Annotated in this window: 31 protein-coding genes and 1 pseudogene; 28 read left to right on the forward strand and 4 right to left on the reverse strand. The window is 38.8% G+C overall.

What is annotated here, in order from left to right; genetic code table 11:
• Positions 1 to 203 precede the first annotated feature (203 nt).
• Together ABIN22_RS04105 and ABIN22_RS04110 are read left to right on the forward strand one after the other, a co-directional pair.
• Complete coding sequence (locus ABIN22_RS04105; RefSeq protein ID WP_346906783.1) at positions 204 to 812, forward strand: sugar O-acetyltransferase; 609 nt, start codon at positions 204 to 206, stop codon at positions 810 to 812.
• An 84-nt stretch (positions 813 to 896) separates the two neighbouring features.
• Positions 897 to 1,730: an HAD-IIB family hydrolase gene (locus ABIN22_RS04110; protein ID WP_346906785.1), complete on the forward strand. Its 834-nt coding sequence runs from the start codon at positions 897 to 899 to the stop codon at positions 1,728 to 1,730.
• A gap of 123 nt (positions 1,731 to 1,853) precedes the next feature.
• Here the strand turns inward: ABIN22_RS04110 and ilvD are convergent, their stop codons facing one another.
• The gene (ilvD, locus tag ABIN22_RS04115) at positions 1,854 to 3,524 is read right to left on the reverse strand and encodes a dihydroxy-acid dehydratase (protein ID WP_346906787.1); all 1,671 of its coding nucleotides are present in this window, start codon (positions 3,522 to 3,524) and stop codon (positions 1,854 to 1,856) included.
• Complete coding sequence (locus tag ABIN22_RS04120) at positions 3,521 to 4,396, reverse strand: AraC family transcriptional regulator (protein ID WP_346906789.1); 876 nt, start codon at positions 4,394 to 4,396, stop codon at positions 3,521 to 3,523. The genes ilvD and ABIN22_RS04120 overlap by 4 nt, the downstream gene beginning before the upstream one ends.
• 299 nt (positions 4,397 to 4,695) lie before the next feature.
• On the opposite strand from ABIN22_RS04120, the gene ABIN22_RS04125 reads away from it, so the two are divergent.
• The 12 genes and pseudogenes from ABIN22_RS04125 to ABIN22_RS04180 form a co-directional block, all read left to right on the forward strand.
• On the forward strand, positions 4,696 to 5,361 hold the full coding sequence (locus ABIN22_RS04125; RefSeq protein WP_346906791.1) for a hypothetical protein: 666 nt from the start codon (positions 4,696 to 4,698) through the stop codon (positions 5,359 to 5,361).
• 104 nt (positions 5,362 to 5,465) lie between these two features.
• Positions 5,466 to 6,356, forward strand: a complete 891-nt coding sequence (locus ABIN22_RS04130; protein ID WP_346906793.1) for a dihydrodipicolinate synthase family protein — start codon at positions 5,466 to 5,468, stop codon at positions 6,354 to 6,356.
• Between the two features lie 25 nt (positions 6,357 to 6,381).
• Complete coding sequence (locus ABIN22_RS04135; protein ID WP_346906795.1) at positions 6,382 to 7,719, forward strand: hypothetical protein; 1,338 nt, start codon at positions 6,382 to 6,384, stop codon at positions 7,717 to 7,719.
• Between the two features lie 303 nt (positions 7,720 to 8,022).
• On the forward strand, positions 8,023 to 9,111 hold the full coding sequence (gene eutH, locus ABIN22_RS04140; RefSeq protein WP_346906797.1) for an ethanolamine utilization protein EutH: 1,089 nt from the start codon (positions 8,023 to 8,025) through the stop codon (positions 9,109 to 9,111).
• Positions 9,112 to 9,157: 46 nt separating this feature from the next.
• Positions 9,158 to 9,778 (forward strand): flavodoxin family protein, encoded by a 621-nt coding sequence (locus tag ABIN22_RS04145; RefSeq protein ID WP_346906799.1) that lies wholly within the window; start codon positions 9,158 to 9,160, stop codon positions 9,776 to 9,778.
• Positions 9,779 to 9,805: 27 nt separating this feature from the next.
• The gene (locus tag ABIN22_RS04150) at positions 9,806 to 11,323 is read left to right on the forward strand and encodes a xylulokinase (protein WP_346906801.1); all 1,518 of its coding nucleotides are present in this window, start codon (positions 9,806 to 9,808) and stop codon (positions 11,321 to 11,323) included.
• A gap of 99 nt (positions 11,324 to 11,422) precedes the next feature.
• A complete protein-coding gene (locus ABIN22_RS04155; RefSeq protein WP_346906803.1) occupies positions 11,423 to 11,875 on the forward strand; it encodes a flavin reductase family protein in 453 nt (150 codons plus the stop codon).
• Between the two features lie 103 nt (positions 11,876 to 11,978).
• The gene (locus ABIN22_RS04160) at positions 11,979 to 12,308 is read left to right on the forward strand and encodes a cupin domain-containing protein (RefSeq protein ID WP_346906805.1); all 330 of its coding nucleotides are present in this window, start codon (positions 11,979 to 11,981) and stop codon (positions 12,306 to 12,308) included.
• A gap of 28 nt (positions 12,309 to 12,336) precedes the next feature.
• A complete protein-coding gene (locus ABIN22_RS04165; protein ID WP_346906807.1) occupies positions 12,337 to 13,014 on the forward strand; it encodes a GntR family transcriptional regulator in 678 nt (225 codons plus the stop codon).
• A gap of 284 nt (positions 13,015 to 13,298) precedes the next feature.
• Positions 13,299 to 14,486: a hypothetical protein gene (locus ABIN22_RS04170; RefSeq protein WP_346906809.1), complete on the forward strand. Its 1,188-nt coding sequence runs from the start codon at positions 13,299 to 13,301 to the stop codon at positions 14,484 to 14,486.
• Between the two features lie 531 nt (positions 14,487 to 15,017).
• Positions 15,018 to 15,188 carry a hypothetical protein gene (locus ABIN22_RS04175; protein ID WP_346906811.1) on the forward strand — a complete coding sequence of 57 codons (171 nt, stop codon included), beginning with the start codon at positions 15,018 to 15,020 and terminating at the stop codon, positions 15,186 to 15,188.
• Between the two features lie 76 nt (positions 15,189 to 15,264).
• Positions 15,265 to 15,488 (forward strand): annotated as a pseudogene (locus ABIN22_RS04180) (Fic family protein); the annotation flags it as partial.
• Positions 15,489 to 15,578: 90 nt separating this feature from the next.
• Here the strand turns inward: ABIN22_RS04180 and ABIN22_RS04185 are convergent.
• Entirely contained in the window at positions 15,579 to 15,932 is a 354-nt protein-coding gene (locus ABIN22_RS04185) for a MerR family transcriptional regulator (RefSeq protein WP_346906813.1), read from the reverse strand.
• Positions 15,933 to 16,022: 90 nt separating this feature from the next.
• On the opposite strand from ABIN22_RS04185, the gene ABIN22_RS04190 reads away from it, so the two are divergent.
• The gene (locus ABIN22_RS04190) at positions 16,023 to 16,400 is read left to right on the forward strand and encodes a carboxymuconolactone decarboxylase family protein (protein ID WP_346906815.1); all 378 of its coding nucleotides are present in this window, start codon (positions 16,023 to 16,025) and stop codon (positions 16,398 to 16,400) included.
• A 92-nt stretch (positions 16,401 to 16,492) separates the two neighbouring features.
• Here the strand turns inward: ABIN22_RS04190 and ABIN22_RS04195 are convergent, their stop codons facing one another.
• Positions 16,493 to 17,140 (reverse strand): hypothetical protein, encoded by a 648-nt coding sequence (locus ABIN22_RS04195; protein ID WP_346906817.1) that lies wholly within the window; start codon positions 17,138 to 17,140, stop codon positions 16,493 to 16,495.
• Between the two features lie 205 nt (positions 17,141 to 17,345).
• Between ABIN22_RS04195 and ABIN22_RS04200 the strand changes: the two genes are divergently transcribed.
• The 13 genes from ABIN22_RS04200 to ABIN22_RS04255 all read left to right on the forward strand — a co-directional run bounded on the left by ABIN22_RS04200 (position 17,346) and on the right by ABIN22_RS04255 (position 24,623).
• On the forward strand, positions 17,346 to 17,741 hold the full coding sequence (locus ABIN22_RS04200; RefSeq protein WP_346906819.1) for a hypothetical protein: 396 nt from the start codon (positions 17,346 to 17,348) through the stop codon (positions 17,739 to 17,741).
• Entirely contained in the window at positions 17,734 to 18,600 is an 867-nt protein-coding gene (locus ABIN22_RS04205) for a CPBP family intramembrane glutamic endopeptidase (RefSeq protein ID WP_346906821.1), read from the forward strand. The genes ABIN22_RS04200 and ABIN22_RS04205 overlap by 8 nt, the downstream gene beginning before the upstream one ends.
• 83 nt (positions 18,601 to 18,683) lie before the next feature.
• On the forward strand, positions 18,684 to 19,100 hold the full coding sequence (locus ABIN22_RS04210; RefSeq protein ID WP_346906823.1) for a DUF3795 domain-containing protein: 417 nt from the start codon (positions 18,684 to 18,686) through the stop codon (positions 19,098 to 19,100).
• A gap of 12 nt (positions 19,101 to 19,112) precedes the next feature.
• The gene (locus ABIN22_RS04215) at positions 19,113 to 19,781 is read left to right on the forward strand and encodes a class I SAM-dependent methyltransferase (protein WP_346906825.1); all 669 of its coding nucleotides are present in this window, start codon (positions 19,113 to 19,115) and stop codon (positions 19,779 to 19,781) included.
• 70 nt (positions 19,782 to 19,851) lie between these two features.
• Positions 19,852 to 20,457, forward strand: a complete 606-nt coding sequence (locus ABIN22_RS04220; RefSeq protein WP_118619931.1) for a helix-turn-helix domain-containing protein — start codon at positions 19,852 to 19,854, stop codon at positions 20,455 to 20,457.
• A gap of 112 nt (positions 20,458 to 20,569) precedes the next feature.
• Positions 20,570 to 21,253 (forward strand): phosphatase PAP2 family protein, encoded by a 684-nt coding sequence (locus ABIN22_RS04225; RefSeq protein ID WP_346906827.1) that lies wholly within the window; start codon positions 20,570 to 20,572, stop codon positions 21,251 to 21,253.
• Positions 21,254 to 21,402: 149 nt separating this feature from the next.
• Complete coding sequence (locus ABIN22_RS04230) at positions 21,403 to 21,762, forward strand: hypothetical protein (RefSeq protein ID WP_346906829.1); 360 nt, start codon at positions 21,403 to 21,405, stop codon at positions 21,760 to 21,762.
• Between the two features lie 83 nt (positions 21,763 to 21,845).
• Positions 21,846 to 22,034: a hypothetical protein gene (locus ABIN22_RS04235; protein WP_118619935.1), complete on the forward strand. Its 189-nt coding sequence runs from the start codon at positions 21,846 to 21,848 to the stop codon at positions 22,032 to 22,034.
• A gap of 181 nt (positions 22,035 to 22,215) precedes the next feature.
• Positions 22,216 to 22,638, forward strand: a complete 423-nt coding sequence (locus ABIN22_RS04240; protein WP_346906831.1) for a GNAT family N-acetyltransferase — start codon at positions 22,216 to 22,218, stop codon at positions 22,636 to 22,638.
• A gap of 33 nt (positions 22,639 to 22,671) precedes the next feature.
• Positions 22,672 to 23,004 carry a DUF3795 domain-containing protein gene (locus tag ABIN22_RS04245; RefSeq protein ID WP_346906833.1) on the forward strand — a complete coding sequence of 111 codons (333 nt, stop codon included), beginning with the start codon at positions 22,672 to 22,674 and terminating at the stop codon, positions 23,002 to 23,004.
• Between the two features lie 4 nt (positions 23,005 to 23,008).
• Positions 23,009 to 23,503, forward strand: coding sequence for a GNAT family N-acetyltransferase (locus ABIN22_RS04250; protein WP_346906835.1), 495 nt, complete (start codon positions 23,009 to 23,011; stop codon positions 23,501 to 23,503).
• A 41-nt stretch (positions 23,504 to 23,544) separates the two neighbouring features.
• Positions 23,545 to 23,820 carry a DUF6064 family protein gene (locus ABIN22_RS23355; protein WP_430517193.1) on the forward strand — a complete coding sequence of 92 codons (276 nt, stop codon included), beginning with the start codon at positions 23,545 to 23,547 and terminating at the stop codon, positions 23,818 to 23,820.
• A gap of 86 nt (positions 23,821 to 23,906) precedes the next feature.
• Positions 23,907 to 24,623, forward strand: a complete 717-nt coding sequence (locus tag ABIN22_RS04255; protein WP_346906837.1) for a hypothetical protein — start codon at positions 23,907 to 23,909, stop codon at positions 24,621 to 24,623.
• The last annotated feature ends 27 nt before the right edge of the window (positions 24,624 to 24,650 follow it).

Genomic DNA, 24,650 nt, shown 5'->3' on the forward strand with positions numbered 1-24,650 from the left:
TCGCAGGTAAAACAGGAATGAGTAGCGAAAAAAGCAAGATATGTAATATAGATGCATTAATTAATAATCGTATAAAAAATAGTAGCCTTTATAATAAAAAGTAAAAGGCTGCTATTTTTACATTGCAGAAAAGTATACCCCTGAAAAGGAAACAGGGCAATTGCCTAACTTACCAAAAGAAAGCCAGAAAGGAAAATAGTATTATGACTTATGAAGAACAGAAAACAAGAATTGCATCAGGAAAAATGTACAATGATCTGACGTCAGAGTTAGTAGAGGCGAGAAAACGGGCAGTCGAATTGACGGATGAATACAATTCAAGCTATGGACAGGAACCGAAAGTAAGGGAGGAGATTTTATCAAGACTGGTAAAACATGCAGAAGCCGGTGCTTTTTTTGAACCGGGATTTCGCTGTGAATTTGGTTTTAATATCACACTCGGAAAGAATTTTTATGCAAATTTCGGTTGTGTTATGCTGGATCCGGGGGAAATTATTGTTGGGGATAATGTTCTCTTTGGACCAAGGGTATCCATCTATACTTCCAGACATGCATTCAATGCACAGGAACGTGCGGCCGGAGCATGTTATGCAAAACCCGTAAAGATTGGAAACAATGTATGGGTGGGCGGAGGCGTTCATATGGATTACGGTATTACAATTGGCGATAATACAGTCATTGGAGCAGGCAGTGTAATTACACATGACATTCCAGCTAATGTAGTTGCAGCAGGAGTTCCATGCAACGTAATCAGGGAAATCACAGATGCAGAAAGGACAGATTATCTGGAGATACTTGAAAATGAGTATTAATAATTGCAAAAAGATAGTATTTCTGCCATATATGCAGTAAGCATTTGCTTTGGAATCACGATTGAGAGGAGAACACGATTTATTATGAAAACATTATATATATCTGATCTGGACGGAACGCTGTTCAATAGTAAAAAGAAAATTAGTTCATACAGCACAGAGGTCATTAACCGATATATTGAGGATGGTATGATGTTCTCTGTAGCAACAGCTCGTATGCCTTATGGATGTGATTATCGGCTGGAGAAATTAAAGCTGCAGACGCCGGGTATTCTTACAAACGGAGTATTTATTTATGATTTTTCAAAAAAGAAATTTCTACATGCAGAAACTATTGATAAAGTGACTGCAAAGAAGGTGATTAATGCATTTCATGAAAACAAACAGGATTGCTTTATGTATCTGTTTGGAGACAACAAAATTCGTATTTATTATGGAAGCAAGGACCTGGAAGCGCAGATACAATATTATAGTGAACGTGCGCTGAGTGAATGTGATGTAGTAGCTGTTACATCTGACTATGCTAAGAACATGGAAGACGGAGATGTGTTCTACTTTGCCAGAACCGGAACGAAAGAGGAGCTGGAACCTGTCAAAGCGGCTGTGGACAAGATTGAGGGTGTCAGCTGTGTATTGTATTTAAATATTTATAATCAGTTATACTGTCTGGAGGTGTTTAGTAACAAAGCCAGTAAAAAACATGCGTTGTTAAAACTTAAAGAAATAATGAAGGCAGATGAATTGGTTGTATTTGGTGATAATTATAATGATGTCCCGATGATTGAGGTTGCAGATCGAAGCTATGCACCGGCCAATGCGCTTGAGGAAGTGAAACAGATGGTAAATGATGTGTTGGATGATTGTAATAATGACGGCGTGGCAAAATTCTTAGAAAAAGAGATGCAATTAAAAAGCTAATGAGATATATTCTTATGAAAAATCCCCCGTTTGTCATTAGACAGCTGGGGGATTTTTCATTGTCATGCATCCAAATGGGGGAATGGCACGCCCAACTAGGTAAAGGATTCATATATCATAAAGTTATTTCCACTTCTGCATTGCTGCACCTCTTTCTGGTGGAAGGCAATTCATTGCATAGGTTCTCATGAACCCTTTTTTTACACGTGGTTCAGGGAGAACAAGCTTCTCGCGTCGCTTCGCAAGATCTTCCTCAGATACTTCCAGTTTCAAAGAGCGGTTTGGGATATCAATCGTAATAATATCTCCATTTTCTACTAGACCAATCGGACCGCCATTGGCAGCTTCCGGAGAAACATGGCCGATAATTGGTCCGTGACAGAAACCAGAGAAACGACCATCAGTAATCAAAGAGACGCTCTCGTCAAGTCCGAGATTTACAATTGCCTCAGTTGCTTCCATGATTTCAACCATTCCAGGTGCTCCAACAGGTCCAACATAGCGAACAACAACAATATCCCCAGGCTTGACTTCCTCAGAAATGATGGCTTTATGCGCTTCACTGTCACTGGAATATACTTTAGCAGTGCCGCGAAAATACTGCATACTTTCTTTGACTGTTGAGGAACGTATAACAGAACCGTTTGGAGCGAGATTTCCTTTTAAAATGGTAAGTCCGCCATCTTTGCAAATAGGATTATGTAAAGTGCGGATTATATCATTCGGGCTGCTGGCAACATGTTCAAGGATTTCACCCAATGTCTGACCATTTACATTTAAACAGTCTTTGTTCACGAGTGACTCTAATTGCTTGAACAACTGCGGTACGCCACCTGCAAAATGAAGATCGTCCACAGCAAATACGCCGCTTGGTCTGACATTTGCTATACAAGGGGTAGAACGATTGAATTTTTCAAACTCGTCAGCGGTCATATCAATGCCAAGTTCATTTGCAAGAGCTGGGATATGCAGTACAGCATTGGTGGAACCGCCTATTGCAAGGTTCATACGGATCGCATTTTCAAGCGCCTCTCTTGTCATGATCTTACAAGGTCTCAAATCTTCATAAACCATTTCCACGATACGACATCCCATCTGGCGGCAGCTTACGATTTTATCAGTGTAGACTGCCGGGATGGTGGAAGAATTCGGCAGTGTCATACCGAGTGCTTCCGTAAGAATTTGCATGGTATTGGCAGTTCCAAGTGAAGAACATGCACCCATGGAAGGGCAGGCCTGACACTCTGCTTCTACTATTTCCTCTTTTGAAGCTGTTCCTTTGGAAATTTTTCCATACGAAAATTCTGTTACATCACATTGTAGGAACTGTTTGCCGTTCAAACGTCCAGAGAGCATAGGGCCACCGGTGCAGCAGATGGTAGGGATATCAAGTCTTGCAGCAGCAAGGAGCGTTCCGGGAACAATGTTATCACATCCGGATAGAAGTACAAGTCCATCAAAATGCTGGACGCTTGCAACAACTTCGATGCCAGAAGCCACAATATCACGCATGGCAAGATCCATACACATGGTATCCGTTCCAATGGCTACTTCTGCACATGTAGATGGCAGACCAAATTCGAATGGGATACCACCTGCCTGCCAGATCGCAGCTTTGATAGCCTTGGCCAATTCACGCAGATGAGCATGTCCGGCAGAATTCTCGCTATATGTATTGCCGATACCAATGTGTGGGCGATTCAAATCCTGTGGGTCGTATCCGCTTCCTTTGTAGACCGATCTGGAATGGGCATTCGCATCACCTACAAAATATTTCTGTGTAAATTCTTTCATAATATTTCCTCCTTGATTTCCGAATCTTTATAGTCGGCAGGACTGTAACCAGTCATATTTTTAAATGTCCGGTAAAAATGGTTATAGTTATTAAAGCCGACTTCTTTGCTTACATTTGTAATTGACATAGAACCGTGCAGCAGCAATTTTGCTTTATCGATTCTTTTGGTAATGATGTACTTATTCAATGTGGTTCCGGTGTAGCGCTTGAACATCCGGCTCAGGTGAAATGTGCTGAAGCTGACATATTCTGACAGACTCTCCAGAGACAGATCTTCGGCGATGTGTGTGTCGATATAGCCAATCAGCTTTGTGACAACCTCCATACTTCTGGAATCGGTAGAGCTAATATTCTGTCCATCATAGAACATATCGTAAATATGAGCAAAAATTTCCAGTATGAAAGCCTTTTCCATAATTTCTCTTCCGTTTTTTAACGAGAGCTTTTCATGGTTGTTGTAAATATTAATGAAGGTACGGATCTGTGCAGGTGATAACGGTTTTGAGTACTTCATTTCTGCACAATTTGAAAAAATATTAAATAAGTTGCATGTGTTAGAGCAGGCAAAAAGAAGAAGGCTTGAATCAAAAGAGATGCAGTATCTGATATAAGGCTTATCTGTCGTTATTTTGATCTGGTGTTGATCAAACATATTAATTAAGACAAGACATCCTTGCATAAGGGTACGTTTTTGACCGTTAATCTGTATTTCGCCAATTACGCCGTTCTCCACTTCTGAAAGATAGAACTGTACTTCATAGAAATCATGATAATGAAGATCTTTGCTGAATTCGTGAGATGCGTCCCGTTTTGTAAAGGAATAATTTCCGTTATAAACTTCCGCAGCAGATAGAAAATGTGCATCACCCATGATAAGCTCCTCCTTTTCTTAAAAGCAATAATTGATATTTTTTTTATATCATAATTCGCTTCGATACACAATGAATAAGAACGAAAAAGCAAGAAAAGTAATACGGAAAGCAAGAAAGGAAAAGCAAGAAAACCCACATAATATAGAAAGAAGCAGATAAAGCAATAAAAGTAATGTTGGAGTCATGATACTTAATCGACAAAAAGGACATCCGGAAGATAAGATATACACATGTTAGGCAAAAGCAATAATTGCATAGTAAAAATTAAGGCAATAAAAAAGAAAAGGAGAAAACAAAGATGGCAGAATTAATCGTTATGTTAACAAACAATGATGTAACAGTTCCAGATGCATTTGAAACATTTGAAGAGGTAAAAGATTTACCAGTCAAATATTGGGGCTTTAAGGATCACGGAATGGAACCTGCAAAAATGAAAGAACTTACACAGAATATGAAAGCAGCAGGAAAGACAACATTTCTCGAGGTGGTAAGTTACACAGAAGAAGAGTGTATGAGAGGCGCAAAGCTTGCTGTTGAATGTGGATTTGATTATCTTATTGGAACACTTTTCTATGATAGTGTTTATGAATATATTAAAACAACAGATTTGAAGTACTGTCCATTTGCCGGAAAGGTCTCACAGAATCCAAGTATTCTTCAAGGAACGGCAGAAGAGATGCTGGCACAGGAAGCTGAATTTGCAGCAAAGGGGTGCGACGGAACAGATTTACTAGGATACAGATATGTGGATGGAAACCCAACAGCGCTTTCCGCAGAATATATTGCAAAAGCTGAGAAACCGGTTATTTTGGCAGGAAGTGTTGGAAGCGATGAACGAGTGGCAGAAGTATTGAAGATGAATCCATGGACTTACACTATGGGAAGTGCATTGTTCAATAAGAACTTTGTGAAAGATGGATCATTCAGAGAAAATCTCGAATATGTATTAAATTTGATGAAATAAACCTGAAAAGAAAAAACATTTGAAATTAAATGTTCCCTCTGAAAGAGAGGTTCATATAAAAAGTAAAACAAAATATAATTCATGATTACAAGGAGGACAAAAAAATGACAAAAAAATCAATCATATTCAAAGGATTATTTCCGGCACTTATCACACCCTTCAAGGCTGATGGTAGCATGGATTTGGAAGGTTTAAAAGAAAATGTGAAATATTATATGAGCGTTGGCTGCGCTGGCGTATGCTTTAGTGGATCTTCAGGGGAGCACGCATTTCTGACAAGGCAGGAGCGTATTGATGGCATTAAAGCAATTAAAGAAGTAATCGGAGACGGTAAAATCATTGCAGGTGCAGGTGCACAGACAACAGCGGTTGCCTTAGAGTATGTAAACGACGTTAAAGAAGCAGGAGCTGACGCAGCACTGGTACTTTCACCAATCGGAAATACAACAGCAGATGGTATGGTGAAACATTACGAGACACTGGGCGAAGCAGGGATTCCATTGATTCTTTACAATCATCCGGCAGCAACTGGCATCAACATTGACATGGAGATGTTCAACCGGCTGATTGATATCCCAAATGTTGTTGGTATGAAAGAGACAAGCGGAAGCCTTCCATTTATCGCAGAAATTTTAAGAAATTACAGCACAGATGAAATTACATTGTTCACAGGATGTGACGATCTGACGCTTCCTTCTTGTGCAATCGGTTTGCAGGCAATCATTCTTGCAACAGCAGGTGTAGCCCCAAAACAGGTACTTGATATAGTTAATCTTGTAAAAGAAGGGAAAATCAAAGAAGCGCAGAAAATATACTGGAGCCTTGCACCGCTGACAAGTGTAATCGGAGATGAATCAAACTTCCCATCACTTTTGAAAAAAGCAGTTGAGCTGACAGGTCATGCAGCTGGCAATCCAAGACTTCCTATGGTTCCTGCAACAGCTGAAGAGACTGCAAGAATTGAAGAAGCACTGAAAATTGCAGGTGTAAAGTAAAACGGACAGAAAGGGAACGAAAAATATGAAAAAGATTAAAATTGGTTTAGTTGCAGTCGCAAGCCCGGTAGAATCCGGCGGCGAAAGAGGCGGTGATCTGCTTGCAAGAGCAGAGAAAGAGATTACAAAAGCAGGTATGGAAGTTATCGTATATCCAGAATTGATATGGGATCCAGCAGCAGCAATTGACGCCTGCGAAAAAATGAAGGCAGAAAAAGTAAATTCTTTAGTTGTCATGGATATTACATGGGTCATTGATTCTATGAAATACATTTTCACAACACAACTTCAGGTACCTACGATGTACTGGGCAGTACCTTACACAGAGACTTTCTCAATTGGCTGTGTTCAGCATTACGGTTCTATCCTTAAGGCAATGGGCTATACATATGATTATGTTTACGGTCTGCCAGAAGATGAGAAAGTAATCGAAGGAATTCGTTCTTATGCAAAAGTTGGTGTGGCAGTAGACAATGCAAAGAATATGATTATTGGTCTTGCAGGACCAAGGCAGACATGGAGAGTTGCAGGGCCTCAGGATATGAGTAAAGAGGAATGGGATTTCACAATTAAGACAGGTGTCACATTTGTACATCTTGAAATGGAAGAAATTACAGACATTGCAGATTCAATTTCTGATGAAGAAGCGAAAAAAGTATTAGCAGAACTCAAAAAGAGAAGTGGTAAATCGGTTGCTTCAGAAGAAGCACTTGTGTATAATGCAAAGGTTTATATGGCTACAAAAGAGATTATCAAAAAATATCATCTCACATCTCTCGCAGCAGAGTGTTATCCAAACTATGGGGGACTGATGAACCTTGTAGAATCATGGCTGGGAGATGAAGGCTTTTATGTAGATACAGAAGGTGATCTCGGACATACATTTATTATCAACACATTGAATCAGCTTTCTGAAGGTGGAGTAGTTGCCCTCGGAGAAGCAGGAAGTATTGATGAAGAGAGAAATATGATCCCAATCGCACATGAGGGAAGCACACCAATGTCACTGGCAGACAGCCTTGACAGAGCTCGGATTAATGCGAGCGGAGATTTGGGGACATTTGTAGGTGTACCTCACAAAGCAATGGATACTGTTACGACATGTGCAATTGTAGGAAATGGCGGAAATTATAAAGTATTTATCGCAAGAGGAAGAACACTCTCTGTAACACATGATGAGTGGGTAGAAGGTGGTTCAAAACTGCTTGTAAATCTGCAGTATGATATACCGGCAGCTTCTGTAATTGAACAGTTGATCAAAGGTGGCATGGATCATCACTTTGTAATCAAAGAAGGTGATTATACAAAAGAAATGGAAAAATTCTGTGATTACATGGGATTTGAAACATTAAAATTGACCTAAATATCTAATAATTGATGTTGCGGTTTCTGATAAACAGTATTTGCCAACGGTTTATCTATAAAAAGAAATTGTAACGATAAAGCCCTCGCTTTGTACGCTACTGGCGTACCAAACACCTGCAGGACCTGCCAATAGCAGTTCTCTATGGATGCATGGCAATGAAAGCTGGTCGCAGCGGAAAGAATACTGTGGTTAGTTTACGTTCCTATGCCCTCGTATGGAATTGTTATTGGCAGGTCCTGCAGAGTATAACGGGAGAAGCAGAGCGAAAGAGAGGAATGTAAAATGACATCGTATCACATTATGAAAATAATAATTGCAATCGGTCTGGTTTTAGGGGGCGTTCAATTTTGTTTCAATTCGGATTCTCGTATGGGAATGAAATTCCGGGAGGGATTTGCCATGACGGGTCAGATGATATTGTCCGTTGCCGGGATTATGACGATTACCCCAGTTTTTGCAACACTCTTAAAACCAGCAATCGTTCCGGTGGCAAATTTTATCGGTGCAGATCCATCATGTTTTTCTTTTTTTCTGGGATGTGATATGGGTGGATATCCAATGGCAGTATCACTTGCGGAATCGAAGTCTGTTGCAGACATGATTGGTCTGGCTCCGGCGGCCATGATCGGCGGAACACTAACCTTTGCAGTTCCGGTAGCGAAAGCAGTACTTACAGTGGAAGAATTCCACCTGTTTTCCAAGGGTATGCTTATGGGAATTGTCACCATTCCGGTGGGTACAATCGCAGGGGGCTTTATACAGGGAATGCCGATGAAGGAGATTGTAATCAACAGTATTCCAATTTTGATTATTTCCATTATGCTGAGTATAGGATTCTATATTTGCCCAGATCAACTGGTGCGAATGGCGGAAGTGTTGGGAAATGCAATTGCAAAAATTGGTTTGGTCGGTCTGATTGCCGGAGGAGTGACATACTTAACGGGGTTCACAGTAATACCGGGAATGCCACCGGTGATGGATGGTATGGTTACCGTCTGCGGAATGATATTTATTCTCGCAGGTACGCTGCCGCTTCTGGACTGGATTAATAGAAAGATAAGCACTCCGTTAGACAGAATTGGGAATCGTATGGGACTAAATGCGGCAAGCTTCAGTGGTCTGCTTTTTACGTTTGCAAGCAGTGTGCCTACATTTTCCATGATGAAAGATATGACAAAACGGGGGATTATTATAAATTCAGCATGGATTGTAACTTGCGTGGGACTTCTTGGAAGCCAGATTGGTTTTGTACTTCAGGAAGCACCAAAGATGCTGGTTCCATTTGTGTCAGCGAAACTGATTGCCGGAGTTATTTGTATGACAAATGCATTTATATTTACACGAAATATTAAAGGAGAAAAAGAAGTGCAGAAAGAAAACAAAATGTAAAAAAATAAAAGGAGAAAAATAGAAAGAACAGGAAGGTAAAACAGATATGCAAGTATTGTTAATTAATGGAAGCCCTAATGAAGACGGATGCACGTATGCTGCGTTAAGAATAATTGCAAAATCTCTTGCAGAAGAAAATGTGGCTTCGGAAATTGTACATGTTGGAAAAAACTGTGTTATGGGATGTATCGGTTGTGGGGCATGCTCTGGAAAACATAGATGTGCGTTTGACGGAAGTATTGTAAATGAAGTGCTTGATAAAATGGAGAACTGTGATGGTCTTATCATTGGCAGTCCGGTTTATTTTGCTTCTCCGACCGGAACCCTTACGAGTCTTCTGGATCGGATGTTTATGGCTGGGAATCAGTTCAGATTGAAGCCGGCTGCGGCGATTGCTACGGCGAGAAGAGGAGGCATGACACCAACGGTTGATGTGATAAATAAATATTTTGAGTGTGTGGGAATGCCAATTGTGCCGGGAAATTATTACAACATGATTTTTGGACGCACACAGGAGGAGATGCTTCAGGATCTGGAGGGCATTCAGACTATGCGTACAATCGGTAAGAATATGGCATGGATGGTGAAGTGTATTGAAAATGGGAAACAGACAGGAATTTCATTGCCGGAAGCTGAGAAAAAAATAAAGATGACATTTATCAGATAATTGCTTATATGGGAAAAGGAGGAAGTTATGCAGTTATTACTTGGTTTAGATGTGGGGACAACGGCTCTGAAGGTGGCACTTTTTGATAAACTTGGCACCCTGCTCGGTGTATCGATGCAGGAATATGCTCTTGAAACTCCAGCCGTAAATTATGTGGAGGTGGATGCAGAAACATACTGGCAGGCATTTAAAAATGGTCTAGATGAGATTATGGAAAAGTATAAAATTACGGCAAAAGATCATATTTCGCTTGCCATCTCAGCACAAGGGGAGACACTAATTTGTGTGGATAAAGAAGGAAATGTGCTTAGAAAAGCAATTGTATGGATGGATAACCGTGCTGTAGATGAAGCGAGGGAAATGAAAAAGCATTTCGGCAATGAGCAGGGGTATCAGGTGACAGGACAAGTCAGTTTTGAGCCATGCTGGCCTGCACCGAAGATTCTCTGGATTAAAAGGAATGAACCGGAAATTTTTAATAAAACAGATCGTTTTTTACTGGTAGAGGATTATCTGATATACAGGATGACAGGATACTTTTACACAGAAGGCTCACTGGTATGTTCTTCAATGTACTGGGATATCACGAAGAAATGCTATTGGAAAGAAATGTTGGATTTCATTGGCATACGTGAATACCAGCTTGCAGAAGTAATCGAATCAGCAACGGTTGTCGATGATATGCTCGATCAAGTCAGAAAAGAACTGAGATTGCCATGTAGTGTTACCGTGGCAACCGGGGCACTTGATCAGGCAGCCGGTGCAATTGGTGCCGGAAATATTAAGGAAGGCATGTTTTCTGAGACGATCGGAGCAGCTTTAGCAATCTGCGCACCGGTTTCAAAACCTGTCTTTGATCCTAACCGAAAGATGCCGTTGCACTATTTTGCACTTCCGGATACCTATATGATTCATACTTTTACAACAGGGGGGATGACACTTCGGTGGTTCCGTGATAAGTTCTGCGCGGCAGAGATGGCTATAGAAGCCCAAAAAGGTGCAGATGCATATGATTTAATCAGTAATGAAGTATCGAAGATTGCGCCGGGATGCGAAGGTCTTGTTATGCTTCCACATTTGTCAGGATCACTGGCACCCGATATCAATTCAAAGGCAAAGGGAGTCTGGTTTGGGTTCACAATAAACCATACGAAATCACATTTCGCCAGAGCGATTATGGAGTCGCTTGCATTTATCCTTAGAAGAAATCTATCTGCATTAAAGGACATGGGAATTGACGTGAAAGAGGTACGTTCAATTGGCGGCGGATCAAAAAGTGACGTTTGGAATCAGATTAAGGCAGATGTTAACGATATCACACTGGTAACTGTAAAATCGGAGGAAGCAGCCTGCCTTGGAGCAGCGATTCTTGCAGGAGTAGCTACAGGTGTATTTTCAAGTGTGGAGGATGCTGTAGGCAAGATGATTCAGATCAAACATGAATATCAGGGACAGCCAGAACTAAAATCGGTATACGATAAAAATTATGAAATGTACTGTAGATTATTCTATGATCTGACGGGATGTTTTGAGAAGACGTTTTAATTCTATTAGATAAATCATTAAGTTCAATAATGGAGTGGTTTGTCTAAATACGGCAGTTGCCATGAGGCTATGTAGATAAGCTACAGAGAGGAAATACAAATGAAAAAAGAGAATTATATGAATGCGATTACGCAGGGAGTTTATATTCTAGGGGTAAAAGATAATACTAAAATTAATTTTATGACGGCAGCGTGGCTGACCCAGATTTCATCCCGTCCTAATAAGATACTGGTTGCGGTTGCAAAATCACATCTGACAGCTGATCTCATCCACAATGCCGGTAAATTTGCAGTCAATATTCTGGCAGATGGACAGGAGGTACTTGCAAAAAAATGCGGAAGTTTTTCAGGTCGGGAATTTGATAAATCCATTGGTGTGGATTATGAGATGATAAATGGCACTCCGGCTATAAATGGCACGGCGGGTTATCTTCACTGCGAACTGACATCGGAAATTGAGGATACAGATCATGTCTTGTTTCTCGCAGAGGTAAAGGATGGAGAGAAATATCAAAAGTTGTCACTGCGCTATGATGAAAGCTATTATTTCTAGAGATAAGCCGTGTGAGTCGCCGAACATTATGAGGCGGCAGAACTGACTGCATCTGTAGAGGAAGAGAAAACAAGTAATTACAATAATAAAGAGGTATGAAATTATGAGAGTAATAAAAAAAGAAGACGCGAGAGTATATCTGGACGGACCGGAAGTTTGCAGAGAGTATGTAATTACAGAGAAGATTACATTTGGATCATCCATACTACATCCGGGCCAGACAGGCGGTATTGATTCAGGACATCCGGAGGGACATGAGATTTTCTACGTGAGCCGCGGTGTAGTGCTGATGCATAATACAGCAACGGCCGAATTTTATGAATTACATGAGGGGGATGCCATTCTGGTATTCGAAGGAGAGCCACATGAACTGACAAATATTGGAACAGATATGGCCATAATCACATGGAGTTGCGCACCAAAGATTGACTAATATTCAATATATGGAAGGAGTAGAAAACATGACGGCTTTTGATTGGGAAAATAGTTTTGTTGATGAAGGAGAGCCACTGTATCAAATGGTGTACCACGCCCTGCACTATGCAATTATCAGCGGGCAGCTTAAAGCGGGCGATCATTTGCCAGAGTCTACTCTTTCCGAATACCTTCAAGTAAGCCGGACTCCGATTCGCGCAGCGATCATCAAACTGGAAAAAGAAGGTCTGATTGTACGTAAGTGCGGTCGGGCTATTGTTCAGGATAATTTAAAACGCGAAATGCGGGAAATGCTGGATACAAGGAATGCATTGGAAAAACTGGCGGCATCTACGGCGTGTCAGAATGCCAGAATTGCGGATATCAAAAAATTAAACCAGATAAATGAGAGATTTGCAAATGCGCAGAGAATAGGAAATGTCAGGGAGGGGGCATGCGCCGATGAATGTTTCCACGAAGAAATATATCGTATTGCAGATAACAGAGTGCTACTTCGGATGATTCACAGTCTGGAAGAACCGATGTACGGATACCGAATCAGAGCCTGCAAAAATGATGAGGTTGTTGAAAGTCAGATTCAGGAACATAAAGCAATTATCAGAGCTATTGAAACAGGAGATAAAGAGATGGCAGAGCAGGCTGTGATTGAACATATTTGCGGACAGAAGGATATTAAGTTCAATGTGGAAAAGCAGCGGGCTTAGGAAGATAATAGACGAGGGTGTTGTCGTGTAAATGGATGACATTCCTCGTCTTTTTTTATCACCTGAAATTGTGCATAATGAATAAAAATGTGTAAAAAAAGGGGAGAAAGTTAACAAAATGTAATGAATAGAGCAGATATTGTAATGTATTTTTGAACCTGGTGATGATATTATAGGTACAACAAGAAATCGCGATGAAATCACAGAATGGGAAGATACATTCTGCTTGTGAAATGGATCCATAAATATGAAGATAACAAAAGTCTTATAATGGAGGAATGAGGATGAATGGAAGATTAAAGTCGGTGTTCATTACGGCAGGTGCGTTTGTATCTTTTAATGTCGGTGCTGGATTTGCGTCGGGAAATGAGTTATTGCAATTTTTTGGATCGTGGGGAGATAATGTAGTTGTATCTCTACTGGCAGGTCTGATTGTGACAGTAATCTATTGTGTGTGTCTGTATTATGTGGGACAAAGTGTGAAGTTTGAAAAGGCAATTGATACCTATACTTTTTTTGGCGGTAAATATCTTGGTAAATTTTTTCAGGTATTCGTGGCAATCTTAACAGCTGCAACAGCAATGCTGATGTTCTCAGGTGCAGGATCTATCCTGAAACAACAATTTGGCGTGCCACAGTGGATGGGGGCATTAATATTAGGAGTTTTAGCGGTTGTAGTTGTAATTGGTGGTTTAAAAACCGTTCAGAATGTACTTGGAGGTGCAGGAATTGTTATCCTGCTATATGTATTGATTTTTGGTGTTATATCAATTTTTAATCCAGGCTCAAGCATTGACCAAGCGGTTGGGGTTACGCAGATGGTAAATGATGGAAAAATATGGCAGGCAAATATGTTTACGTTGTTTCCTCTTAGTTTGATACCAGAATTAGCGGATTTGAATTCTCCGATTCTTGACGGCATTCTATACGGAACACTTTGTATTACAACGGGATTTCCGTTTTATCTTTCTCTGGGACAGAGATCAAAGAGAAAAGGAGAAGCATTTGGGTCTGCCATTTTTAGCGCTCTTGCTTTCTTTGCATGTGTAACATTGGTTTTAGTACTTGTTATGATGAATTTTAATGCGGTGATTGATCCTGCAACAGATATGATGTTCCCATTTCCGGCAGTTGCAGCGGTACATTCAATTTGGCCTGCAGGAAGCTGGACTTATGTAATTATTATATTTATGGGTGTATTTACCACTTATACAGGATTTCTTTGGTCAATTAACCATATGTTTTTTGAAAAAAAAGAAAATTCAGGCGGAAGTAAAATATTTGTTGTAGTTCTGACGATCTTTGGAATTCTGTTGGGAAGCGTACTTCCATTTTCACAACTAGTTAACATCTTACAGCCAATTAGTGGTATTGTAGGGGTGATTATGATTATTACTATTGTTGTGAAAACAATTAAAATATATATAGAACGCAAAAACAATAAAGTGTCCGAGGTGTCTGAAGGCGTATAAACAATGTAGAAAAAAGATAAAGACTGAGAAGCTCAGTAGTATTTTGGATGGAAATAGACTTGCCGATGAATCGGTTGATGGCAGAAAGTTTCAGGGGGAGATGTTAACACGCACCACTGTCTCCCCTGTTAAAACTGTCTATTTCCTGACAACCCCTTCTTATTGTAAGAAAATACTATTTTGGATTTATATTATATGTTAATTGAATAAAATTAAGTGGGAAGGTCAGAGAGTTTATGTTGTTATATCGATGTTTTTTTGCATCATCTCAGCTTGTTTTGGATTGACTCAGATGCTAAAAGAAAGTTGGGCTTAGCATGTTGTTTAAACATTAAACGGCAAAAAAACAGCTAAATTATTCTTTTTACTGGAGCGGGCATGGAGCTACTTATTTATAAAAGTCTACTTGGAATTCCCGGCAGAAAGAAAATGAAGGCTAGAATTGAAGGGAAATAAAGGACGCTTTGCATTATAAATAGTTTAATTATATTGTAAGAAAAATACAAAAATAAAGAGGATTTAAAACGATGTATGAAGTATTTCGAGAAAACTACTGGAAGCAATAAAAGAAGGATTGCAAAAAAGAATACCGAAGGAGGCCAAGATATTCCATATGGCATATCAGGTTCTGAGGAAGGATTTGCGGTTAATTTACCACTGCAAAGCCTTCGCTGTAGTAACAGCTTAATAAAAAGTTTATAAACATTGCCAATTCATCTGATTTTTTGTGATAATTGACTCAAACATCTTTCAGTTACTAAGATAGCAAAAAAATGGAGTTCTTAATGTGGACGATATAATTGAAACGGCCAATCATTTTGCTGTATTGATATGATTATTGACAATGCAAAGCTGACATTGACGGAGAAGTTCATAAAAGGGCTTCATTTGAGCTAAAAAAATGGAACCAGTGACTCTCGGAAAGATTGGTTCACTGTGGGTGATTATAAAATAATGCCTAATGAGGTGGGCGACTTGGCCACCGCACTTCCAGAAGATGTTCGCATGCAGGAACATAAGTTTTCCGAGTGGACAAGATAAGAAATATATTTCGCAAGATTGGAAAGGAATAAAGAAGATACTGATAGTGTGCTAATCAGGAATACTGTTTTTATAAAACTCGATCTTATCATCCAGATTATCCAGATATTCAGCCCATTTCTTCTGCTGTTCAAGAACATACAACCTGTGCCCCTGAAGCATCTCTAACCGTTCCGGCATGGTAGCTGCCCCTTCATATCGAAGCTTTGAATATTTTTCGATATCTCTCAGAAACATGCCGGTATCTTTTAACCTTTGGATAAATTTTACCCATTCTATATCGCCCTGCTCGTAGCAGCGCCTGCCTATAGGATCACGGCTTACGCGGATCAATCCCTTCTTCTCATAATATCGCAGTGTATATTCGCTGATATTTGTCACCTTTGATAATTCACCTATTGTCATAAGTTATACCCACCTCCTAAAAAACTCTTGACTTACAGTATAGTCTAAGAAATATGCTTATATTGTAATCGCTTAAGGAGGTAAAATCAAATGAAAGAAACGAGATATGAAAATGGAATGAAACGCTTAAAAGAAATTGACGGTGCAGGCGGTGAGGCTGTCATTCGGTCACTGGAGGATATCTCACCGGATCTGGGTAAACTCATAGTTGAATTTGCATTTGGAGATATTTACACAAGAAAAGAAATGAGTATGCAGGAGAGAGAACTGATTACAATTACCAGCCTGCTTACTTTAGGGGGCTGCGAACCGCAGCTGGAGGTTCATATCAATGGGGCTTTAAATGTAGGCATCCCGCCGCAGAAGGTCATAGAGACATTTTTACAATGTATCCCATATACGGGATTTCCGAGAGTATTGAATGCTGTTTTTACTGCGAAAAAGATATTTGCGGAGAGGGGATATTAACAAGAGCCATCCAATAGTGGGCGGCTCAATGCAAGAACCATAAAATAGCAGCCACTGGCCTTAGTACTTTATAAACTCTTTGTATTATCTTCCTATTGTACAACCAGATTCCCCTGCGGCCAGTTACACCAATCCCATTCACTTACGCAGTCTGAACTATCCAGTGTCAGTGATATCAGGAACCTTTCATTATTATCTGTTTCCATTAAAAATGAATTAGGGTGCTTGGTATCTGTTCCAACGGCCCGCCAGCAGTTCTGAAGAAGACTGGATTTTGTGTCTTCATAAGAATTTCCGCAAGATACACCCTGCATGCTTACACTATAATTATTCGAGCATTGGACTGTGATGGGAATAGAGGGATTGGTCCCGGACGAAGGCTGCCATTCTACGGAAATACCGTTCCCCTCAAATCGTTCGCCTAATTCTCCAAACTGTTCACCTTCTGCTCTCGTAAGTCCCAATTCCTGAACCATAGATGGCAGGCTCTCTTCATTCATATAACCGGACAATTCTATAGAATCATCTGTATTTTGTGAAGGGGGATTTTCTTCGGGCTGTAGTTCCGGGGGCTCTGGAGACGGAGTTTCGGAAGAATTTGCAGCATTACTTTGTGCCTTGTCAGAGGAATCCCCGGTCTGCCCGCTATCGGGAGATTTACTACTGGAACAGCCGGTAAGTACGACAGTCAAAATCAAAACTAAAACCAGACCAAACAGAGAGATAGTACCTTTTTTCATAGAAACATCCCCTTTCATATACATTTGTAGTATTTAATTACATTCTATAGCTCTGATAGACGAACGTCAACCATCGTCTTGTGTACAACCAGTCAATCCTTGATATTTTGATACTGGTTCAGTATACTAATATCAAGGATTTTATTCTTGATACTTGTGTGATTTCATTCATAGAGCTATTTAGGCGCTTCGGAGGGTGGAGTGTATGAAGAAAAGAATTACGTTAATTGCAGCTGCGATATTCATTGTGATTACAGGGTATATTGTGATAAACATAGGCTTCCGGGACGGAACGGACGGTAATCAGGATAATCTCAGAACAGGCGGTGAGTATGACCACCTATATCATTCTTATGCACAAATATTGGCTAAAGAGGATACTGATAAAACAATGACGGTAAGGCTGAATCAGGAAACCGGTGATTTTTCATCGGATGAGCTGGTATTGGACTGTTCAAAATCAGGTCTGGATTTTCCAAAATGGGAAATTGGGGATGACATCATATTTTATTATTTTAAACCGGTAGATCAAACATCTAATGTGAGCGTGGAAGATATGATATCGGGTCAGAATCTACAAGGAGCAGTAAAAGATGGATAAATTATTAAGTACACCTGCAAAAATAACTACAAAGCAAGCTATAGCAACTGTAGTATTGGCTTATGTTTCTCTTATCATATCACAGCTTGCCGCTGTATTAATCGGTCAGGCTGTTACAGTAATTGGATTACCTGATGCAGTAGGAAGTGCTGTTTCAGGGGTATTATATATTGTCTTTGCGTTTCTCTGTGTTTCGGTCATATGTAAGAAAGTAATTCATCTACCTGTGGGGTCATGCAGGATAACAAAACTGTCTGTGAAGCCGGTCTGGTGTATTTCAGCAGTCATCTTACCTGTTTTAATCGCCGGAGTATATTTTCTTATGGCCGGAAAATGGGAAATCACGCCTATGGACACAGGTGAGATTTGTTATACAGTAACAGATGCTGTAATATTTTATGGTGCGGCTGCCGGAATTGTAGAAGAGATAATCTTCAGAGGGGTTCTGATGACTGCTTTAGAGCGGCGCTGGAATAAATACGCCGCGGTTATCATTCCATCTGTCATCTTCGCTTTATCCCATCTTATAGGGGCAGATCTGGATTTTATCAGTATCTTTCAGCTTTTGGCGGCAGGCACTATTGTCGGTATTATGTTTTCTTTCATTACATACGAAAGCGGTAATATTTGGAACAGCGCAATTGTACACAGCCTGTGGAATATAATAATTGTCGGCGGTATTCTGCATATCGGTGTGGAACCAAATAGATATTCCCTGTTTAACTATGTGCTGGACAGCAAATCATTTTTTATAACAGGAGGAGAATTTGGCATTGAGGCATCTGTAATTGCCATCATTGGATATGTGGTTGTTTCCATTCTTGCCTTCATTTTGATAAAAAGGACAAAGAAGGGGTAAGGTTATGGAAAGGAAGTATGGCGTTGGATTTTTAGAACAAGTGATGCAATCAGGTTCAATATATGACACGAAGGGAGAATCATATGAAAATGCCAGATGAGTGTATTGACACTATTATGTTTGCCCCTTGTGGGATGAACTGTAAGGTATGTTATAAACACTGTTATCATAAAAAGCCATGTATGGGTTGTCTGAATAGTGATGAAGGCAAACCTGAGCACTGCCGCAAATGTAAAATAAAAGACTGTATGAAAGTGAAAGGATACTCATATTGCTTCGAGTGTACAGACTATCCATGCAAAATGATTAAAAACCTTGAGAAAAGTTACAACGAGAGATATCAGGCAAGCCTTATGGAAAATAGTGAATTTGTTCGAAACAACGGGCTGGAGGTGTTTATGGAAAATCAGAAAGAGAAATATACTTGTCCAAAATGCGGAGGCATTATCTCTATTCATGATAGAGAATGTAGTGAGTGTCAGGAGAAGATAGAATACTAGGAGGCCTTATCATTGAGTGAAAATATATCTGCTTTTACTTCAAAAGAATATGATATGAAAATCAAACAGACACTTCCATATTATGATGAATTTTACCAACAGGTAATTGATTTAGTTAAGTCATGCAATCTCAATGCATTACATTGGCTTGATGTAGGATGTGGGACTGGTAAAATGGCTGAAATAGCTTTCAAAAATATTGAAGTTGAGAAATTTACTTTTTGCGATTGTTCATCTGAAATGCTTGAAATTGCAAAAGAACGTTTTCCCTATCCAAATACAGAATTTATCCTATGTGATATTCAGGAATTAACAAATTCTAATGAGTATGATGTCATAACTGCAATACAGGTAAATCACTATTTGCAGAAAGAAGAGCGCAGGAAAGCTGTTCAGAACTGTTTCCAGTCATTGAGAGAAAATGGTATATTTATAAGTTTTGAAAATTTTGCACCATTTAGCGAGTTGGGGAAAAATATATATTTGGAAAAATGGAAATTATATCAGATGGAACAAGGGAAAACGGCTGCAGAAAGTGATGAGCATATAAGCCGTTACAACCAAAACTATTTCCCCATTACTTTAACAGAGCATTTAGAATTGCTTCGTGACTGTAAATTCAGAGTTGTAGAAATATTATGGATATCTAATATGCAGGTTGGCATCTGGGGAATGAAATAGATTTATAGCTATGATACACAGCCCAGCTTGATAGACTGGAAAAATTGAATTTGTGAAGGAGACAACCCCATTGGAGTTTAATGAAAAATTGCAGGAGCTTAGGAAAAACAGAGGAATGACGCAAGAAGAGCTTGCAAATGAATTATATGTTTCGAGAACAGCAATATCTAAATGGGAGTCTGGAAAAGGTTATCCCAATATTGATTCATTAAGGGCTATATCAAAGTTTTTTTCAGTATCATTGGATGATTTGCTTTCGGGTGAAGAAATATTAGATGCTGCTGAGACGGAACTTAAGACTAAAGTTCATAAATTAAAAGACATTGTTTTTGGCACATTGGATTGCAGTTTGATTATGTTCTTCTTTTTACCTTTTTTTGGTCAGGAAAGAGGTGGTGTAATCGAAGAAGTGTCTCTTATAAACTATACAGAGTGTGAACCATATATTAAAGTTCCATATATGATAGGGCTGATTTCTATTGTGCTTTGGGGATTTCTTACTTTGGCATTACAGAATTGCAATAATCGTATTTGGCTGCAGAATAAGTCAAAGATATCCCTCTTACTTAGTATTTTACTAACTATGTTTTTTATAATGAGCACAGAACCATATGCTGCAGTCTTAACATTCTTATTTTTGATTATTAAGTCAATAATGCTTATAAAATGGGCATGACACGAAGCGTATCGTTGATGTGACAGTCCAATTCTTTAATATTTTCATTGCTTTCGTTAGGATGTTTTCAGGCAGACAGCCAAATATCAAAACGAAAAGAGGAAGTATTAAGATGAACAAGTACAAGAAAACAAATTTGTGTATCACATTGACGGCGTTAATTGTATTTTTATTATGGACCCTTGCAGTCACTAAGATTGATCTGCAGGCTATCGGTCCGCAAAAATCTATTGTAGGATTTGCCAGCTTGAACGGAGCCTTTCACGATTTTACGGGTGTTCACATGTGGCTTTACGAAGTTACAGACTGGCTGGGACTTGTTCCGGCCGTATTTGTATTAGGTTTTGGCTTACTCGGATTGGCTCAGTTAATAAAACGAAGGAGTCTCTTTAAAGTGGATTCTGACATTCTTATTTTAGGTGTGTTTTATATTCTTGTTATGGCAGTCTACATTCTATTTGAAGTGTTTGTAATCAATTATAGACCTGTTCTTATTGCGGGAAGATTAGAGCCATCCTACCCTTCGTCAACAACATTACTTGTGTTATGCGTGATGCCGACGGCTATTATGCAGCTGAGAAAGAGAATTAACAAATCTGTAGTGAAAAACGTAGTAACTGTTATTATTTCATTATTTATAATATTTATGGTGATAGGAAGACTGGTGTCAGGTGTACATTGGATGACAGACATTGTCGGAGGCGTACTGTTAAGTACATTCTTGGTTATGCTGTATAGTTATACTGAAAACATTGAAGCTCTAAAGGGGAGAATGGCATGGACAAAAAAGAAATAACAACTAAAGAAGATTTACTAGCTGTCATCAATATGATGGAAAATACAGGTATAGTATATCAAAATAATTCATAACATTGCAAAACTAATTTATATGGTGGCCTAGGTAGAACACATTGATCGCAGTAATAGATAAAGAAGGGAATTATAATGGAAATAAATAAGAGGAAAAACCATCTATCCCGCATTGAAGTCACTTTCATTATGCTTCTTTTTGCTATGTGCTTAACGATGAATGTGTTCTTTTGTAGTTCTAATAATCCTTATGAATTATTAGATAAGACAACTGGAATTGAGACATGGACAATTTCAGAAAGTAATGCTATTAATGGGGATGGAGAAACTATATCTAAAAATATATGTACACCCCCTGTAATTGCAGCTATCCCAATGGGAATCAGTCTGTTTCCTTTTCTTATAATCGCCTTTCTGTTTTTCTGTTTAACTCTATTTATATTATTACCTGATGGATGGACATTAATTAACCAGAAGGTACGTCTGGATAATTGAATCAATTCCTTTTCAAATCATGGATAAAGGATAAATGCGTCCTTTTTGTATGCAAAAGCAGAGATTGAATTGGAGGAATATGATTGAAGAAAAAAATATATAAATTATTTCTCATCCTAATGGTGAGCCTGTCCCTGACGTCAGGTCCCGTAGCACAGAATGAGATACGCAGGGTGCTTGAAGCACTTTCGGGAACTGGTGAAGCACAGGTTCAGGAAGTGGATGACGAAGAGTCTGAAGAAATAAAAAAGCGTAAGATGGATATTGGATAATAAAATAATTTATAGTGATATTAGTTAAAAGAAATGGTAAGATAATAAGTAAGATGAGGTGACGAAATGAAAGAATATAATCCCCATATTCAATAACAGAAAATATCTGAAAGTGCAAAAAATAGATGATGAATCCCGGTTTGTCTGGAAAAATTAAATTTGCAGAGGAAGAGGAAGTGATATGATAAGAAATGCAACCGAAAACGACCTTAACACGATAATGAATATTTGGCTGAGCGCCAATATAAGCGCTCACAATTTCATACAAGAAGAGTATTGGCACAACCACTTTGAAGATGTGCGAACTGCCATATCCTCTGCAGAAGTATATGTGTTTGAAGATGGTGTAATAAAAGGATTTGTAGGATTAGCAGAAAATTATATTGCAGGAATTTTTATGAAAGAAGAGTTTCAATCAAAAGGTATCGGCAGGAAACTTATTCACTTTTTGCAGAGTTTTAAGTCAGAACTTGTTTTGAATGTATATGAACAAAATAAGAATGCAGTTAGATTTTATGAAAAGCAGGGTTTTCAAATATCCCAAAGGAACATTGAAAAAGAAACGGGTCAGATGGAATATCAAATGATATGGAAGAAAACTTAATTCAAAAATTAAAATTGTAGGAGGTACATAATTATGAAGAATAAGATTGCATACTGTGGATTGGACTGTGAAAAATGTGATGCATATATTGCAACGATCAATGATGACCAGGCGTTGCGTGAGAAAACTGCAAAACTTTGGGCTGAGTTAAATGATGCGCCCATTCTGCCTGAACATATCAACTGTGAGGGGTGTCGTGCTGATGGAGCAAAAACTGTATTTTGTGATAATTTTTGCGGTGTTCGTCAGTGCGCATTGAAAAAAGGTGTTACGACATGCGGTGACTGCTCCGACATGGAAACGTGTGAAACGGTTGGAATGATTTTCTCAAATAATCCAGATGCTCTGAATAATCTGAAGGGATAGAATAATGAGAATCGAAACAGAGCGACTTAATATTATTGCACTTACCCCAGAGCAGCTTGAACTATGGACTTATAACATTAGAGAGCTTGAAAAGGAACTACTATGCTCATATAGGGCGGAACCTATGGAGGGATTGTTTCGTGAGATTGTATGCGGACAAGTAGAAAAGGTTCAAAAAGACCCAGTAAATTACCTATGGCACACTTTTTGGTTTGTTGTTAAAAAATCGGATCATTGTGTGGTTGGATCAATTGATTTTAAAGATGTTCCTAACAGTGATGGAGACGTTGAAATAGGTTATGGCTTAGGGCGGGATTTTGAGCATAACGGTTATATGACAGAAACGGTTCAGGCGTTTTGTAATTGGGCTTTGAAGCAGGATGAAGTAAATCATATTATAGCTGAAACAGATGTTGATGGTGCTTCATCGCAAAGAATTCTAATAAGATGCGGTTTCAAAGAATATGCCAGAAAAGATACTATATGGTGGAGGTTATAGATTTGAAGTTGTAGAGGTAATGGAATGGACGCAAGGGCATTTTGGACTGTTATCGGAAACTATTAGGTATCGTTTTTTTTGCATGGTATGGAACAGAGCCTATTCAAAAATATTTTGCATTTCCACTATATTTATTGTGTGGAGCTTTGTTTTTATTTGAAAGCTGGAATAACAGAAATGATGTGATTAAGAAGCCTAATATGTTACAAATACTATTATTGTTATTCAATTTGTTCTATCCGTTTGTTTCCTTATTTTTAGGGAACTCTTTTCCCAAAATGGTAACATATATTATGCCTTGTCCTATTTGTGAATGAAATGAGGCAAACACAAAAGAAATATTGATGATTTATTTCCGTATGTATAGCATAACTTATCTGATCAGAAATCAAGGGGGGACATAATGGGAAAAATAAAAGCAATATGTTTTCTATGTTTAAGTATTTTTTGTGCATTTTTATGTATTTCCTGTAAGCAAGAGAAAAACACTCTGAATTTTACGGGTAAAGAAGATGAGAAACAAGTATATGATAATATTTCGGCTGAAGATATTGGTCATGTTAATCTGAGAGGGAATGCCAAATCCATTATCGTAAAGCAAGGTGTAAATAAATATTTTGAATTTAATAATGCAGACTTGAACAAGGATCATAAATATGAAGTTCGCTATGAGAAGAATGATGATACGCTTGACATAGACATTTGGATGGAAAATCCTGAGGCCAATAATAATGTTCTTGGCTCTTTCGTTATTTACATACCTCGGAAAGAATTTGAAAAAATTGAAACAACAGGGGAATTTGGTCAAATTCATTTTGAAACATTAAATTCAGATGTGTTAGTACACGCCAACAAATCAGTTTTAGTTCTTGATCTGGAGGCGGATCATTTGGACCACAATATTACACTCGAGGGTTCCGAAGCAAATGCATTTCGGGAGGTCTCTGTTTATTTCGATAAATTACCGGATAATGTCAGAATGGATCTAAACACGGTTCAAGACGGTACAGTAAATGGTCCGCAGAGCATACGGAAACAGAACAGGTTTGAATCAGGTTCAGGGAAACCTGTCATAAGTATCAATAATACAAAAGATATCAATATTTACGTAGAAGAATGAAACAGTCTATTAAGTTAAAAAACCGGA

The sequence above is a fragment of the Faecalicatena orotica genome, assembly GCF_905197545.1.
Lineage (GTDB): Bacteria > Bacillota > Clostridia > Lachnospirales > Lachnospiraceae > Faecalicatena_A > Faecalicatena_A orotica.